This is a genomic window from Pseudomonas sp. 06C 126, from assembly GCF_001855215.1.
GTDB lineage: Bacteria > Pseudomonadota > Gammaproteobacteria > Pseudomonadales > Pseudomonadaceae > Aquipseudomonas > Aquipseudomonas proteolytica.
Map to the genome: position 1 here is coordinate 107,752 of NZ_MIFU01000086.1, position 15,019 is coordinate 122,770.

At 58.7% G+C, this 15,019-nt stretch carries 15 protein-coding genes; 3 read left to right on the top strand and 12 right to left on the bottom strand.

Annotated features, from left to right (window positions below):
* Entirely contained in the window at positions 1-1,005 is a 1,005-nt protein-coding gene (locus BHC62_RS14770; RefSeq protein ID WP_070995399.1) for an amidohydrolase family protein, read from the bottom strand.
* A gap of 140 nt (positions 1,006-1,145) precedes the next feature.
* On the opposite strand from BHC62_RS14770, the gene BHC62_RS14775 reads away from it, so the two are divergent.
* Both BHC62_RS14775 and BHC62_RS14780 read left to right on the top strand, forming a co-directional pair.
* On the top strand, positions 1,146-1,562 hold the full coding sequence (locus BHC62_RS14775) for an OsmC family protein (RefSeq protein ID WP_029292701.1): 417 nt from the start codon (positions 1,146-1,148) through the stop codon (positions 1,560-1,562).
* A 64-nt stretch (positions 1,563-1,626) separates the two neighbouring features.
* Positions 1,627-2,493 carry a pirin family protein gene (locus BHC62_RS14780; protein WP_070995400.1) on the top strand — a complete coding sequence of 289 codons (867 nt, stop codon included), beginning with the start codon at positions 1,627-1,629 and terminating at the stop codon, positions 2,491-2,493.
* A 97-nt stretch (positions 2,494-2,590) separates the two neighbouring features.
* Here BHC62_RS14780 and BHC62_RS14785 read toward each other — a convergent pair whose 3' ends face one another.
* The 4 genes from BHC62_RS14785 to BHC62_RS14800 all read right to left on the bottom strand — a co-directional run bounded on the left by BHC62_RS14785 (position 2,591) and on the right by BHC62_RS14800 (position 6,363).
* Positions 2,591-3,319: a dienelactone hydrolase family protein gene (locus BHC62_RS14785; RefSeq protein WP_070995401.1), complete on the bottom strand. Its 729-nt coding sequence runs from the start codon at positions 3,317-3,319 to the stop codon at positions 2,591-2,593.
* Positions 3,320-3,431: 112 nt separating this feature from the next.
* Complete coding sequence (gene htpG, locus BHC62_RS14790; RefSeq protein ID WP_029292695.1) at positions 3,432-5,336, bottom strand: molecular chaperone HtpG; 1,905 nt, start codon at positions 5,334-5,336, stop codon at positions 3,432-3,434.
* A gap of 89 nt (positions 5,337-5,425) precedes the next feature.
* Complete coding sequence (locus tag BHC62_RS14795) at positions 5,426-5,890, bottom strand: PaaI family thioesterase (protein WP_029292693.1); 465 nt, start codon at positions 5,888-5,890, stop codon at positions 5,426-5,428.
* Positions 5,887-6,363, bottom strand: a complete 477-nt coding sequence (locus tag BHC62_RS14800) for a PaaI family thioesterase (protein WP_070995402.1) — start codon at positions 6,361-6,363, stop codon at positions 5,887-5,889. Before BHC62_RS14800 ends, BHC62_RS14795 begins: the two co-directional genes overlap by 4 nt.
* A 158-nt stretch (positions 6,364-6,521) precedes the next feature.
* On the opposite strand from BHC62_RS14800, the gene BHC62_RS14805 reads away from it, so the two are divergent.
* Positions 6,522-6,773, top strand: coding sequence for a hypothetical protein (locus BHC62_RS14805; protein ID WP_029292691.1), 252 nt, complete (start codon positions 6,522-6,524; stop codon positions 6,771-6,773).
* Between the two features lie 74 nt (positions 6,774-6,847).
* Here the strand turns inward: BHC62_RS14805 and BHC62_RS14810 are convergent, their stop codons facing one another.
* The 7 genes from BHC62_RS14810 to odhB form a co-directional block, all read right to left on the bottom strand.
* On the bottom strand, positions 6,848-7,249 hold the full coding sequence (locus BHC62_RS14810) for an MAPEG family protein (protein WP_029292690.1): 402 nt from the start codon (positions 7,247-7,249) through the stop codon (positions 6,848-6,850).
* Positions 7,246-7,986 carry a DUF599 domain-containing protein gene (locus tag BHC62_RS14815; RefSeq protein WP_029292689.1) on the bottom strand — a complete coding sequence of 247 codons (741 nt, stop codon included), beginning with the start codon at positions 7,984-7,986 and terminating at the stop codon, positions 7,246-7,248. Before BHC62_RS14815 ends, BHC62_RS14810 begins: the two co-directional genes overlap by 4 nt.
* Positions 7,987-8,250: 264 nt before the next feature.
* Positions 8,251-9,564: a branched-chain amino acid transport system II carrier protein gene (gene brnQ, locus BHC62_RS14820; RefSeq protein ID WP_029292687.1), complete on the bottom strand. Its 1,314-nt coding sequence runs from the start codon at positions 9,562-9,564 to the stop codon at positions 8,251-8,253.
* A gap of 411 nt (positions 9,565-9,975) precedes the next feature.
* The gene (gene sucD, locus BHC62_RS14825) at positions 9,976-10,857 is read right to left on the bottom strand and encodes a succinate--CoA ligase subunit alpha (RefSeq protein ID WP_070995403.1); all 882 of its coding nucleotides are present in this window, start codon (positions 10,855-10,857) and stop codon (positions 9,976-9,978) included.
* Entirely contained in the window at positions 10,857-12,023 is a 1,167-nt protein-coding gene (gene sucC, locus BHC62_RS14830) for an ADP-forming succinate--CoA ligase subunit beta (protein WP_003233235.1), read from the bottom strand. Before sucC ends, sucD begins: the two co-directional genes overlap by 1 nt.
* A 204-nt stretch (positions 12,024-12,227) precedes the next feature.
* The gene (gene lpdA / locus BHC62_RS14835) at positions 12,228-13,664 is read right to left on the bottom strand and encodes a dihydrolipoyl dehydrogenase (protein ID WP_029292680.1); all 1,437 of its coding nucleotides are present in this window, start codon (positions 13,662-13,664) and stop codon (positions 12,228-12,230) included.
* Positions 13,665-13,761: 97 nt separating this feature from the next.
* Positions 13,762-14,982, bottom strand: a complete 1,221-nt coding sequence (odhB, locus tag BHC62_RS14840; protein WP_070995404.1) for a 2-oxoglutarate dehydrogenase complex dihydrolipoyllysine-residue succinyltransferase — start codon at positions 14,980-14,982, stop codon at positions 13,762-13,764.
* Positions 14,983-15,019 lie beyond the last annotated feature (37 nt).

Consider the following 15,019-nt stretch of genomic DNA (forward strand, 5'->3'; position numbering starts at 1 on the left):
TCAGCGCGCCTTGGGCAAAATCGCGAGGAAATTGTCCCGCGCAACTTTTCGCGCAACGTCTTCAGGCAAGGCATCAAGGAAAGGAGTGAAGCTACGCATTTCCTTACCCAGCTTGTTGAACCGCCCTACAACATCAGACCCCAGCATAAAGCGCTCCGGGAACCGCTCTACCAGCTCCAGCCACTCCGGCCGGGGCTTTCCCGCCTCATCCAGCAAATAGGGGTTGAGCACGCTCCAGGACAGGTCGACGTACAGGTTGGGATAGGCCTCCAGCATCCGGCTCAGGGTCGGCAGCAGGAAGTCCAGCTGCGTCTGGTGCCGGTGGATCTCCATGCTGGTGCCGGCATGGGCCCAGATAAACCGGGTGTGCGGATGATTGCGCAGCGGCTCTTCGATCTCTGCCAGATACAGAGGATTGCGCTCGCGCTTGGAGGTGATGTTGGAATGCACCAGCACCGGCAGGTCATTCTCGGCGGCCAGGTGATAAATCCGCGTCATGGCCTCGTTATTGGCCCGTGGCGTGTCGCCGGAGGTCAGTGCCGTTAGATCATCGTGGCGGGTGAAGACTTCACCGATGCCCTGCCACAGCCCTGGATTGAGGTCGAGCATGCGCTGGATATGGGCCTCGGAGTTCTTGTCGTTAGGGTTGAAGCCGCTGAGGAACGGATGGAAATGCTGGCGCTGTTCGGCGGTCAGCTTGTTGACCGCAGCGGCCACGATCACATCGGTGGCGCTGTACCAATAGGCATCCGCGTCATCACCGGCGTAATAGCGCGGGCGCTTGGGCTCGTCTTCATGCCATTTCTTTGCCACGGGCACGCCGGAAATCATCACATGCTCGATGCGATTGGCCGCCATGGCCTTGAGCAGCTTGTCCATGCCTGCCGTCTCCTGGAAGAAGTCGACGTAATGCAGGTGCGCGTCGCTGTAGGCATAGTCGCGGGCGTGCACGGCCAGGCTGCTGGCGCTAAGCAAGAGGGCAAGGGTCAGGTGGGTCCAGGGCACGATAAAATCTCAATCCAGGTTAAGTGAGGTAGACCGCCGGTGACTTGCCAGGGTTCATCCGGCAAAAAACGCGGAACACTCCGATGCCAGCATGCTCTATAACTGCATGACGTTCATCCTGCCACCTTGTGAGGTTTACCATGCCCGTTATCGTCAACACGCTGAACACCGAGAACTTTCGCCATAGCGTCAACATCAATAACCACGAGCTGTTTACCGACCTGCCCAAGAGCCTGGGTGGCGACGACTCGGCGCCCTCGCCCCACGATTACTTCGACGCCGCGCTGGCCTCGTGCAAAGCCCTGACCGTCAAACTGTATGCACAGAAAAAAGACATCCCCCTGACTGGCGTGACCGTGGAAGTGACCCATGACAGCAGCGAGGAGCAAAAGGGCAAATACAAGCTCAACGTCAAGCTGACCCTCAAGGGCGTGCTCACCGACGAGCAGCGCGCTGAACTGCACCGCGTGGCCGACAAGTGCCCGGTGCACAAACTGATGACCACCGCCGAGATCAACATCGAAACCCAGCTCGCCGAAGGTGCATTCAGCCAATAACACCGGTTCCCTGTCTGGCGGGTTATGCTCAAGCCCTACGAACCCGCTCAGACAGGGATGCTCCATGACCACCGTGACCGTGATCCGCCCGCGCCCAGAAGATGTCGAAGGCCAACCTATCCTGCGCCCGCTGCCCTCGCGAGAGTGCCGCAGCGTGGGGCCCTTCGTGTTTTTCGACCATATGCTCCAGACCCGCTACGCGCCCGGCAGCGGCATGAATATCCGCCAGCATCCGCATATCGGCCTGTCGACCCTCACCTACCTGTTTGAAGGCGAACTGCTGCACAGGGACAGCCTCGGCTCCGACCAAGTGGTGCAGGCCGGCGATGTCAGCTGGATGACTGCGGGCAGCGCCATCGCCCACGTCGAACGCACGCCCGACGCGCTCAAGGCCGAGGGTTTCAACCTGCACGGCCTGCAGGTGTGGCTGGCATCGCCCAAGGCCCATGAGCAGGGCCCGGGGCATTACAGCCATCACCCCGCCACCAGCCTGCCGGTCAGCGACAACCTAGGCGTGACGATCCGCTTGATCGCCGGCAGTGGCTTCTGCCTGGAGTCACCGGTGCCCGTGCTGTCGCCGACGCTGTATGCCGAGGTTCATATGCAAACCGCCACCACCCTGCTGATTCCTGATGAACATGAGGAACGGGCGGTGTACGTGCTCGACGGTGATGCGCAATTGGACGGCGAACCGGTGCAGGCCCATAGCCTGGTGGTGCTGCCGGCAGGCCAGAGCATGGCGCTGTTTGCCGAGACCGAATGCCACCTGGTGATCTTCGGTGGCGCGCCGCTGGACGGGCCACGGCGGATCAATTGGAATTTTGTCGCCAGTGATCCGGCGTTGATCGAACAGGCGCGTCAGCGCTGGGCGGCCGGGGATTGGCCGACGGTGCCGGGGGAAAGCGGGAGAATTGAGTTGCCATTGAGGTAGCTATCGCGGGCAAGCCCGCTCCCACACTTATGGTGTTCACAAATCAACATGTGGGAGCGGGCTTGCCCGCGATAAGGCCCTGACAGGCGCTGAAGACTCAGCCCCCGAACACTTCATCCAACAAATTATGCATCGCCTGGAACGCCCGACCAGCCGTCTTGGCGTCGTACATCATCTTGCCCGGCACATTGGCATGGGGATCGGTGAACGAATGCACCGCGCCGCCGTAGCTGAGCAATTGCCAATCGACACCGGCCGCGTTCATCTCATCTTCAAATGCAGGCAGTTGCTCCCTGGGCACCAACGGATCGCTAGCACCATGCAACACCAGCACTGCCCCCTTGATATTCTTCGCGTCCGCCGGGTTTGGCGTATCCAGGGTGCCATGGAACGACACCGCAGCCTTCAACGCCGCACCGGTACGCGCCAACTCCAAAGCGCAGCAACCGCCAAAGCAGAAGCCAAAGGTCGCCAGCTTCGAGGTATCGACAGCGGCTTCGACCTGGCCTTGCAGTTGCTTAAAGGCCGCCTGCATGCGCGTGTTCAGCAGCCCACGGTCATTTTTCAACGGCATCATCGCCGCCCCGGCCTCCTCGCCATTGGACGGGCGCACCTGCTGCCCATACAGATCGGCGATCAACACCACATAGCCCTTGGCGGCTACGGCCTTGGCGATCTCTTCGGCGCCGGCGCTGACGCCCATCCAGTTCGGCGCCATCAACAGACCCGGCAGCGGGCCCTTGTGGCTGGCGTCGAAGGCCAGGCGGCTTTCATAAGGCTGGCCATCAATCTGATAGACCACGGAACGCACGGTGACTTGGCTCATCATTTACTCCAGTGAGAATGGATTAACGCGGTTCCCTGTAGGAGACAAGCTCGCACCTACAGCAGAGCCATAACGAAAAACCCCGCCGAAGCGGGGTTTTCTTGCAGCGTTGTTAAACCGACAGTTCAACCAACAGCTTGTTCAGTCGGCGCACATAAGCGGCCGGGTCTTTCAAGCTGTCCCCTGCAGCCAGGGCCGCCTGGTCGAAGAGGATGTGCGACAGGTCGCCAAAGCGCTCTTCACTCTGCTCGCCGTCGAGTTTCTCGATCAGCGGGTGAGCCGGGTTGAATTCGAAGATCGGCTTGGAATCCGGCACTTTCTGCCCGCTGGCTTCGAGGATCTGGCGCATCTGCATGCCCAGGTCCTGCTCGCCGATGGCCAGGATCGCCGGGGAGTCGGTCAGACGGTGGGAAACCCGCACTTCGCTGACAGCATCGCCCAGGGCGGTCTTGATGCGTTCAACCAGGCCTTCTTTGGACTTGGCCACTTCTTCAGCGGCTTTTTTGTCCTCTTCCGAATCCAGGTTACCCAGGTCCAGGTCACCACGGGCCACGTCGACAAAGGATTTGCCGTCGAACTCGCTGAGATAGCTCATCAGCCACTCGTCGATGCGGTCGGTCAGCAGCAGCACTTCGATGCCTTTCTTGCGGAAGACTTCCAGGTGCGGGCTGTTCTTGACCTGGGCGTAGGTTTCGCCAGTCAGGTAGTAGATCTTGTCCTGACCTTCCTTGGCGCGCGCCAGGTACTCGGCCAGGGACACAACCTGCTCGCCGTCTTCACCTTGAGTCGAGGCAAAACGCAGCAGGCCGGCGATTTTTTCCTTGTTGGCAAAATCTTCCGCGGGGCCTTCTTTCATGACCTGGCCGAAGTTTTTCCAGAAGCCTTTGTATTGCTCAGGCTCGTTCTTCGCCAGCTTTTCCAGCATGTCCAGCACACGCTTGGTCAACGCCGACTTCATGGAGTCGATGATCGGGTCTTTCTGCAGGATTTCCCGCGACACGTTCAGCGACAGATCGTTGGAGTCCACCACGCCCTTGATAAAGCGCAGGTACAGCGGCAGGAAGGACTCCGCCTGATCCATCACGAATACGCGCTGTACGTACAGCTTCAGGCCCTTGGGCGCTTCGCGCTGGTACAGGTCGAACGGAGCACGGGCCGGGACGTACAGCAGCGAGCTGTATTCCAGCTTGCCTTCAACCTTGTTGTGGCTCCAGCTCAGCGGGTTTTCGTAGTCATGGGCGATGTGCTTGTAGAACTCCTGGTATTCCTCGTCCTTCACTTCAGTGCGCGGACGGGTCCACAGGGCGCTGGCGCGGTTGACCACTTCCCATTCCTGGGCTGGGGTCTCCTCGCCTTCGACAGCCGCTTGTTCTTTCGGCAATTCGATGGGCAGCGCGATATGGTCGGAGTACTTCTTGATGATGTTGCGCAGGCGCCAGCCATCGGCGAATTCGTCTTCACCGGCCTTGAGGTGCAGCACGATGCGGGTACCGCGGTCAGCCTTATCAACGGTGGCGATTTCGAATTCGCCCTCGCCTTTGGAGGACCAGTGCACGCCTTCGCTGGCATCAAGACCGGCGCGACGGCTGAATACTTCAACTTTGTCGGCGACGATAAAGGCCGAATAGAAGCCCACGCCGAACTGGCCGATCAGGTGCGAATCTTTCTTCTGGTCGCCCGAGAGGTTCTTCATGAAATCGGCGGTGCCGGATTTGGCGATGGTACCCAAGTGGGTAATCGCGTCTTCACGGCTCATGCCGATACCGTTGTCTTCGAGGGTGACGGTCTTGGCGTCCTTGTCGAAGCTCACACGGATTTTCAGTTCCGCGCCACCTTCCAGCAACTCAGGCTTGGACAGGGCTTCGAAACGTAATTTGTCGACAGCGTCAGAGGCGTTCGAGATCAATTCGCGAAGGAAGATTTCCTTGTTGGAATACAGCGAATGGATCATGAGGTGCAGCAGCTGCTTCACCTCGGTCTGGAAGCCCAGGGTTTCCTTTTGAGTTTCCACACTCATGGTCATCAAACTCCAATTGGATGGCAGTGGCCGCGCCCGAGAGGGTTGGCGGCGGGTTGTCATCAAAGTTGGGGGCTAAGACCAGGATTTCAAGGGTGGCCCTGCTCCTGAATCTTGAAATGCGCACGAGCGGTGGCGATAGGCTCGGCCGGGGTGCTTTGCCAGGCGGTGATTGCCACATTGGCCACACGCCGTCCCTGACGCCATACCTGGCAGGTGGCGTAAGTGTCGCGAAACTGCCCGGCCCGCAGGTAATCCAGGGAAAAATCGACGATCTTGGGCAGGCCTTTTTCAACCCCCGGGGCCTCCGTGGCCACCCAGAGATGAAAGGCCGCCGACAACTCCATAAAGCCTGCGATCACGCCACCATGGATAGCTGGCAATATCGGGTTACCAATATTGTCCTTGTTGGCCGGCATGCGGAACAACAACTCATCCCCCAGGCGCGTGCACTCGACGCCGATCAGTCGGGCGTAGGGAATCAGCTCAAGCAACGCCTTATAGTCGCCGCGTTGGTGGGCCTGCTGCATCCGGGTCTTGAATTGATGGGTCATGCCTGTTCTCCCTTGATGCTGCTGCCCAATCCCTTGGTACCCTTCAACCGTTTGCCCATACGCATGAACGTACCCACCACATGGGCAATCGGCTGCTGGGGGTCGTCCTGGTAGGCAAAACCACGGGTAAAAATCACGTCACTGGTCACTCGATAACATTGGGCAAAGCCGAACACCGTCTTGTGGGGTTCGGCCGGGTGCATGTAGTCAATGCGCAGATCCAGAGTCGGGCAGACCTCGAACTCCGGCAACACGCACAGGGTTGCCATGCCACAAGCGGTGTCCATCAGCGAGGTCAAGGCGCCGCCATGGATGATCCCGGTTTGTGGATCGCCGACGATCTGCGGGCTGTAGGGCAAGCGCAGGGTCATGCCCTCGGCGTTTGCATCATGCACCTCGATGCCCAGCACCTGACAGTGACGCAGGGCCGAGACAAACCGTGCGGCACGCTCTAAAAGGGGGCTATCGGTCATTGGATAAAGACTCTTATTAGTAGTGATCCGGCGAAAGAAATACCCCGGAAGAAAGTTCCTTGGCGAAACGTCTTATATATCTGTGGGATTAAAGGAACTAATGCAGGCACCCCATGCTCGAAAGGCCAGTAGATATCTTCAATAAGGAGAAACACCCCATGCGCAAGACTTTCGCTGTTTCCTTGATGTTGGCTGCCGCCCTTGGCCTCGCTGCCTGCGATAAAAAATCCGAGGACAAAGCTCAGGATGCCAACCAGCATGCTGAACAAGCTCAAGAAAAAATGAGCGAAGCTCAGGATAAAGTGAACGACGCTGCAAAAGAAAACGCCGAAGCCGCCAAAGCCCAAGCTGAATCTGACGCAGCCGCCGCTAAAGAAGCTGCTCCAGCTACACCTGCAACCGGTTCCTGATACCGCGGTTTAAATACCATGTTGCAAAAGAAAGCCCGCTTACATAGCGGGCTTTACTTTGTGCGGGACTTTTATCAGATCAGCAAAGTGCGAAATGTAGGACTAACCATCAACAATAGTGAGCACAGCAACCCCACCAACCACACCAGGCTGCGTTGCCAGGCCAAGTCGGCCCAATAGCAGGCCAGATAGATTACCCGCGCAATCACAAAGATGATCGCCAGCCAGTCAATCAGGTAGCCCTGGGTCTGGGTGGTATGAGCCATCAAGACTCCCACCGCAAACAAGATAAAAGCTTCAAAACTGTTTTGATGCGCAGCCACTGCCCGCGCGCCGAAGCCGGTCAACTGCGCCTGTTGGTGGCGTGGAAGGTGGTTGTCATAACCCCCCTGCTCTTTCATGGCCTTGCCCACCGGCATGCGCGCCACGAAAATCAGCAGTGCGCTGATAAATACACACCAGAACGGAATACTCACGATATTGCCTCCTTGGGCGCTTCAGGCATCGGTGCCTCTGTAGGGGTATAGACCATCACCTCCAGAACGTCAGAATGAAATTCGCGCCGGTACAGTACCAGCACCACCCCGCTGCTCATCAGCATGAACAGCCAGGGGCTGACAAACCAGGCAAGCATGGTCATGCCGAAGTAATAGGAACGCAGACCGAAGTTGAACTGGTTGGCAGCCATCGAGATCACCCGCGCCGCCCGCGAGGCAAACGCCTTGCGTTCCTGCTCGGAGACGTGACGCTCACCGACCATCGGCGCCGAGCCAATCAGGATCGCCGCGAAGTTGTACTGGCGCATGCACCAACTGAAAGTAAAGAAGGCATAGACAAACACCAGGGCCAGGCACAGCAGCTTGATCTCCGACATGCCCTGGGATGCCTGTTGCACCATGGGAATGTCCGCCAGCAGCGATACCGCGCGCTCCGAAGCCCCCAGCACGGTGAGGATACCGGCGAGGATGATCAGGGTACTGGAGGCGAAGAACGAGGCGTTGCGCTCCAGGTTACCGATCACACTGGCGTCGGCGATGCGGTTGTCCCGCAGGAGCATGCGGCGCATCCAGTCCTCGCGATACAGGTGCAACACACTGGCAAGACAAGCAGTGTCCCGGGCTTTCCAACTGGCGTAGCGGGTATAGCCGCCCCAGCAGATGACAAACCATAGCGCGGCAAGCAAGTGAATCAGGTTGGCTTCGACGAACGACATGCGGGTCCTCTGAACAATAGGGCTGGCTAACTCGGTCAATGTGGGCGCTGGCTTGCCGGCGATGGCGTCCTTTCAGTCAGTATCAGGCCGACCGATATACCGCTATCGCTGGGAAGCCGGCTCCTACACCAACCGCGCTTGAGCTTTAGAATTGCGTACCCGTTCGACGTTAGCCCACAAAAAAAGACACTGCCCATCGCCCATAAAAAATGCCCCGGATCGATTGATACGGGGCATTTCGATGTCAGCGTGTAACGGGGCGCTTTAGGCGATGGCTTCGCTGCGTTTGCCCAGCATACGGTCAACCCCGAATGCGGCCACCAGGGTAATCACACAAGGTACCAGCCAGGCCAGGCCTTGTTCGCTCAATGGCAGGTTAGCCATTTGCGCAGGCATCCAACCGGCCAGGCCGGCGCCCTTGAGCGCGTCGATGGTACCGAAGATGAACGACACCAGCATCACCGGGCCAAGGATGCGGCCATGCTCATGCCAGAAGTCCTTGCAGAAGCTCAGGGCCACCAGGACGATGCACGGCGGGTAGATGGCGGTCAGGACCGGGATCGAGAACGCGATCAGCTTGGTCAGGCCCAGGTTGGAGACCAACAGCGAGAACGCCGCCAGGATCACTACCAGGGTCTTGTAGGACAGTGGCAGTACCCGGCTGAAGTACTCGGCGCAGGCACAGGTCAGGCCCACCGCCGTGACCAGGCACGCCAGGGAGATCAGCACGGCGAGGAAACCGCTGCCCAGGGAGCCGAAGGTGTGTTGCACATAAGCGTGCAATACCGCCGCGCCGTTGGCTGCGCCGGCGGCCACTTCATGGCTGCCCGAACCGAGGCGGAACAGGCTGATGTACACCAGCGCCAGGCCCACGCCGGCAATCAGCCCGGCAATGATTGCGTAGCGGGTGATCAACTGTGGAGACTCGACGCCACGGGAGCGAATGGCATTGACGATGACGATGCCAAACACCAGCGCGCCCAGGGTATCCATGGTCAGGTAGCCATTGATGAAGCCTTGGGAAAACGGTGCGGCGACGTACTCAGGCGTAGCAACGCCGATATCACCTGCCGGCAGGGCAAAGGCCGCGATACCCAGTACCGCCAGCGCAATGATCTTCAATGGCGCGAGGAAACGGCCGACGGTATCCAACAGGCGCCCTGGGTACAGGGAGATGAAGAACACCAGCAGGAAGTACACCGAGCTGTAGAGGAACAGGGCCAGCGGGCTTTCACCGGTCAATGGCGCCAGGCCTACTTCGAACGAGACCGTTGCAGTACGTGGCGTGGCGAACAGCGGGCCGACAGCCAGGTAGCACGCTGCAGCCAGGATGCCACCGGCGACCTTGCCGATGGGGCTGCTCAATGCGTCCATGCCACCGCCGACCTTGGCCAGGGCGATGACCGTGACGACCGGCAGGCCGACCGCAGTGATCAGGAAGCCCAGTGCTGCCATCCAGACATGAGGCCCGGACTGCAAACCGACGATAGGCGGGAAGATGATGTTGCCGGCGCCCACGAACAGGGCAAAAGTCATAAAGCCCAACGCCAGGATGTCCTGGCTTTTCAACACTTTCATTTGAGGAAATACCACACTACTGAATCGGAATTTAGAGAGGGATTCCCTATGGATGAGGGAAATGCTACCGGCCCTTATGGGGACCGGCCGGTCTAGCACGCGGCTTCCTTTTGGGATGCGGGCACATAAAGAGGCGGCTAGCGTACAGAATTTGCCTGACAAACGCACTGTTGCGGGGCGCACTGTCCGATAAGCGACACTTTGATGTCGCGTTTTCATACTTAACTTAACAATGCAGTCCACTGTGGGAGCTGGCTCGCCTGCGATGCAGACGGCGCGGTAATACAGGCAAGCCGAGGTGATGCAATCGCAGGCAAGCCAGCTCCCACAATGGACCGCGTCATCCCCAGAATGCACAAAGGCCACCCGAAGGTGGCCTTTGTGTGGTGAAGCGTCAGCTAAGCGCGAGGCTTACTTGATCGCCCAACCTGTCAGCTCGGACAAAGCCTTGCCGATGTCTGCCAGCGAACGCACGGTTTTCACGCCTGCGTCTTCCAGGGCAGCAAACTTCTCGTCTGCAGTGCCCTTGCCGCCAGAGATGATTGCGCCAGCATGGCCCATGCGCTTGCCCGCAGGGGCAGTCACACCAGCGATGTAGGAAACAACCGGCTTGGTCACGTGTGCCTTGATGTAGGCAGCCGCTTCTTCTTCAGCCGAACCGCCGATCTCACCGATCATGACGATCGCTTCGGTCTTCGGGTCTTCCTGGAACAGTTTCAGGATGTCGATGAAGTTCGAGCCTGGGATCGGGTCACCGCCGATGCCGACGCAAGTCGACTGACCGAAACCGGCGTCAGTGGTCTGCTTCACAGCTTCGTAGGTCAGGGTGCCGGAACGGGAAACGATACCGACTTTGCCTGGCAAGTGAATGTGACCTGGCATGATGCCGATCTTGCATTCGCCTGGGGTGATCACGCCTGGGCAGTTAGGGCCGATCAGGGTAACACCCAGCTCGTCGCACTTAACTTTAGCGTCCAGCATGTCCAGGGTAGGAATGCCTTCGGTGATGCACACGATCAGCTTGATGCCGCCGAATGCCGCTTCCAGGATGGAGTCCTTGCAGAAAGGAGCTGGAACGTAGATCACGCTGGCGGTAGCGCCAGTTTGAGCAACAGCCTCTTTCACGGTGTTGAACACTGGCAGACCCAGGTGCTCGGTGCCGCCTTTGCCTGGAGTTACGCCGCCAACCATCTTGGTGCCGTATTCGATGGCTTGCTCGGTGTGGAAGCTACCTTGCGAACCGGTAATACCCTGGCAGATAACTTTGGTGTCTTTATTGATCAGGACGCTCATTATTTGCCCTCCGCAGCTTTGACAACTTGTTGAGCAGCGTCGGTCAGGCTGGTAGCAGCGATGATGTTCAAACCGCTTTCTGCCAGTACTTTAGCGCCCAGTTCAGCGTTGTTACCTTCAAGGCGTACAACAACCGGGATTTTCACGCCGACTTCTTTCACTGCACCAATGATGCCCTCGGCAATCATGTCGCAACGAACGATGCCGCCGAAGATGTTGACCAGCACTGCAGCGACGTTGGAGTCGGACAGGATGATCTTGAACGCTTCGGTAACGCGTTCTTTGGTAGCACCACCGCCCACGTCGAGGAAGTTGGCTGGCTTGCCGCCATGCAGGTTGACGATGTCCATGGTACCCATGGCCAGGCCAGCACCGTTGACCATGCAACCGATGTTACCTTCCAGGGCTACGTAGTTCAGTTCGAACTTGGCAGCGTGCGCTTCGCGCGGATCGTCTTGCGACGGATCGTGGAAAGTCTTCAGCTTAGGCTGACGGTACATGGCGTTGGCGTCGATGTTGATCTTGGCGTCGAGGCAATGCAGATCGCCGTCAGCCTTGATCACCAGCGGGTTCACTTCCAGCAGGGCCAGATCGTGATCCTGGAACAGTTTGGCCAGACCTACGAAGATCTTGGCGAACTGGGCAACTTGCTTGCCTTCCAGACCCAGCTGGAAAGCCAGCTCGCGACCCTGGAATGGCTGAGCGCCAACCAGTGGATCGATAGTGGCCTTGAGAATTTTTTCTGGGGTTTCGTGAGCGATCTTCTCGATGTCCACGCCACCTTCGGTGGAAGCCATGAACACGATGCGACGGCTAGAACGGTCAACGACAGCGCCCAGGTACAGCTCTTTAGCGATATCAGTGCACGATTCAACCAGGATCTTGGTGACTGGCTGGCCATTGGCGTCAGTCTGGTAAGTCACCAGACGCTTGCCCAGCCACTGCTGTGCGAAGGCCTTGGCGTCTTCTTTGCTGCGAACCAGCTTAACGCCGCCCGCTTTACCGCGACCACCAGCGTGGACCTGGGCTTTGACAACCCACTCGGTGCCGCCGATTTTGTCGCAAGCTTCTGCTGCTGCTTCCGGGGTGTCTACTGCGTAGCCCTTGGAAACTGGCAGGCCGTATTCAGCGAACAGCTGCTTACCCTGATACTCGTGAAGATTCATGCTTTTTACCGTCTTCGTTAGGTACTGCGCATTCGGCGCTGCGCTCATTATGAGTGCCGCGCCACCTGTGACTGCTGCTCGCACAACTTGCCGAACTTAAGCCCGGTCAAGCTGCACAAGACTGCGTCCAGCGGATATTCCGCGGTGAGTCTTGCGCGCAAGGCTCACGACGGGCAACTCCGCCGTGGTTTCTTATTATCTCGCTTAGCGCTTCTTGCGGTTGGCGATGTGGATGGCGCCGCCATTCACAGCCAACGCTGCTTCGTGCAACGCTTCGGACAGGGTCGGATGGGAGAAGACCATCATGCCCAGGTCTTCGGCACTGGTGCCGAATTCCATACCGATAGCGCCCTGCTGAACCAGTTCTGCAGCGCTTGGGCCAATCACGTGGACGCCCAATACGCGGTCAGTCTTGGCATCAGCGATGACTTTGACAAAACCGCCAGTGTCGTTCGCTGCCATGGCACGGCCAGAAGCGGCAAACGGGAAGGTGCCGACGTTAACTTCAACGCCTTCAGCTTTCAACTGCTGTTCGTTCTTACCAACCCATGCAATTTCCGGGTGGGTGTAGATAACCGAAGGGATCAGGTCGTAGTTCATCTGGGTCTTGTGACCCTTGATGCGCTCAACCACCATGATGCCTTCTTCGGATGCCTTGTGTGCCAGCATCATGCCGCGAACCACGTCACCAATGGCATAGACACCAGGAACGGTGGTAGCGCAGTGATCGTCGACATGCACAAAACCACGCTCGTCGATGGTCACGCCGCTGTCGGAAGCCAGCAGATCAGTGGTCACTGGACGGCGACCAACGGCAACGATCAGCTTGTCGAAAGTGATGGTCTGTTCGCCATCCTTGTCGGTGTAGGTCACGACAACTTCTTCGCCGTTGACTTTCGAACCGGTCACGCGAGCGCCCAGCTTGATGTCCAGACCCTGTTTGGTCAGGGTTTTCAGCGCTTCTTTGGACACTGCGGTGTCGGCAGCCAGCAGGAACGTGTCCAGGGCTTCCAGCACGGTCACTTCGGAACCCAGGCGGGACCAGACCGAACCCAGTTCCAGGCCGATAACGCCAGCGCCGATCACACCCAGGCGTTTTGGTACCGATTGGAATTCCAGGGCGCCGGTCGAATCAACGATCACGTTCTGGTCAACTGGAGCCGGTGGAATATCGATCGGACGCGAACCTGGAGCCAGGATCACGTTTTCGGCTTCGATGATTTCGGTCGAACCGTCTGGCTTGGTGATTTCAACTTTCTTGCCGGCCAGCAGTTTGCCGTGACCTTGCAGGGAAGTGACGCCATTGGCCTTGAACAGGGTAGCAACGCCAGAGGTCAGGCCTTTGACGATGTTGGCCTTGCGGCCGACCATTGCTGGCACGTCCATGGTCACGCCAGCGTGGTTGATGCCGTGGATGGCAAAACCGTCCTGGGCTTCGTGGAATTTCCAGGAGCTGTCCAGCAGCGCCTTGGAAGGAATGCAACCTACGTTCAGGCAAGTACCGCCCAGCGCCAGTTTGCCTTCCTTGTCAGTGTATTTTTCGATGCAAGCAGTCGAGAGGCCCAGTTGAGCGGCCTTGATGGCGGCAACGTAGCCGCCAGGGCCCGCACCAATCACTACAACGTCAAATTTCTGCGACATGAAAAAAAATCCTCTTTAGCAAAAAAGCTTCAAGCCCGAGCCACAAGCCAGGCTGCAATTGTCTGCAGCTTGAAACTTGCGGCTCACGGCCGCTTTATCAGATATCCAGCAGCAGACGAGCTGGATCTTCCAGCAGGTTCTTGATGGTCACCAGGAAAGTCACGGCTTCTTTACCATCGATCAGGCGGTGATCGTAGGACAGTGCCAGGTACATCATCGGACGAATCACGACTTGGCCATTGATGGCCATAGGACGCTGGATGATGTTGTGCATGCCCAGGATCGCGGCTTGCGGCGGGTTGACGATCGGGGTCGACATCATCGAACCGAAAGTACCACCGTTGGTGATCGTGAAGGTACCGCCGGTCATCTCGTCGATGGTCAGCTTGCCGTCACGGGCTTTCTTGCCGAAGCCAGCGATGCCGCCTTCGATTTCAGCCAGGCTCATCAGCTCGGCGTTACGCAGGACCGGTACCACCAGGCCACGGTCGCTGGAGACGGCAACGCCGACGTCCGCATAGCCGTGGTAAACGATGTCGCTGCCGTCGATGGAAGCGTTGACTGCCGGGAAGCGCTTGAGTGCTTCGGTGGCCGCTTTCACGAAGAACGACATGAAGCCCAGGCGCACGCCATTGTGGGACTTCTCGAACAGGTCCTTGTACTTCGAACGCAGGGCCATGACTTCAGTCATGTCGACTTCGTTGAAAGTGGTCAGCATCGCCATGTTCGACTGTGCTTCAACCAGGCGCTTGGCCACGGTGGCACGAACGCGGGTCATCGGTACGCGCTTCTCGGTGCGGTCGCCAGCGGCGAACACAGGAGCAGCGGCAGCCGGGGCAGCAGCCTTGGCAGGTGCGGCAGCTGGAGCGTTTTTCTTGGCTTCAACCGCGGCAACCACGTCTTCCTTGGTCACACGGCCGTCTTTGCCGGTGCCTTTGATGGAAGCCAGGTTGATGCCGTTTTCTTCAGCCAGCTGACGCGCAGCCGGTGCAGCGATTGGATCTTCACCACCAGCGGCCGGAGCGGCAGCAGCAGGTGCGGCAGCCGGAGCAGCGGCGGCTGGAGCAGCGGCAGCAGCGCTGCCCGCTTCGATCGAGCCCAGGACCTGGTTGGACAGGACGGTTGCGCCCTCTTCGGCAACGATGGCACCCAGGACGCCGTCGGCTTCGGCCAACACTTCCAGGACGACCTTGTCAGTCTCGATGTCGACGATCAGGTCGTCACGCTTGACGGCCTCGCCTGGTTTCTTGTGCCAGGTGGCAACGGTGCCATCGGCAACCGATTCCGGGAATGACGGGGCTTTGATTTCGATAGCCATTATCTGTGGGTCCTTAAAATTCGGTTTCAGTCAGCGC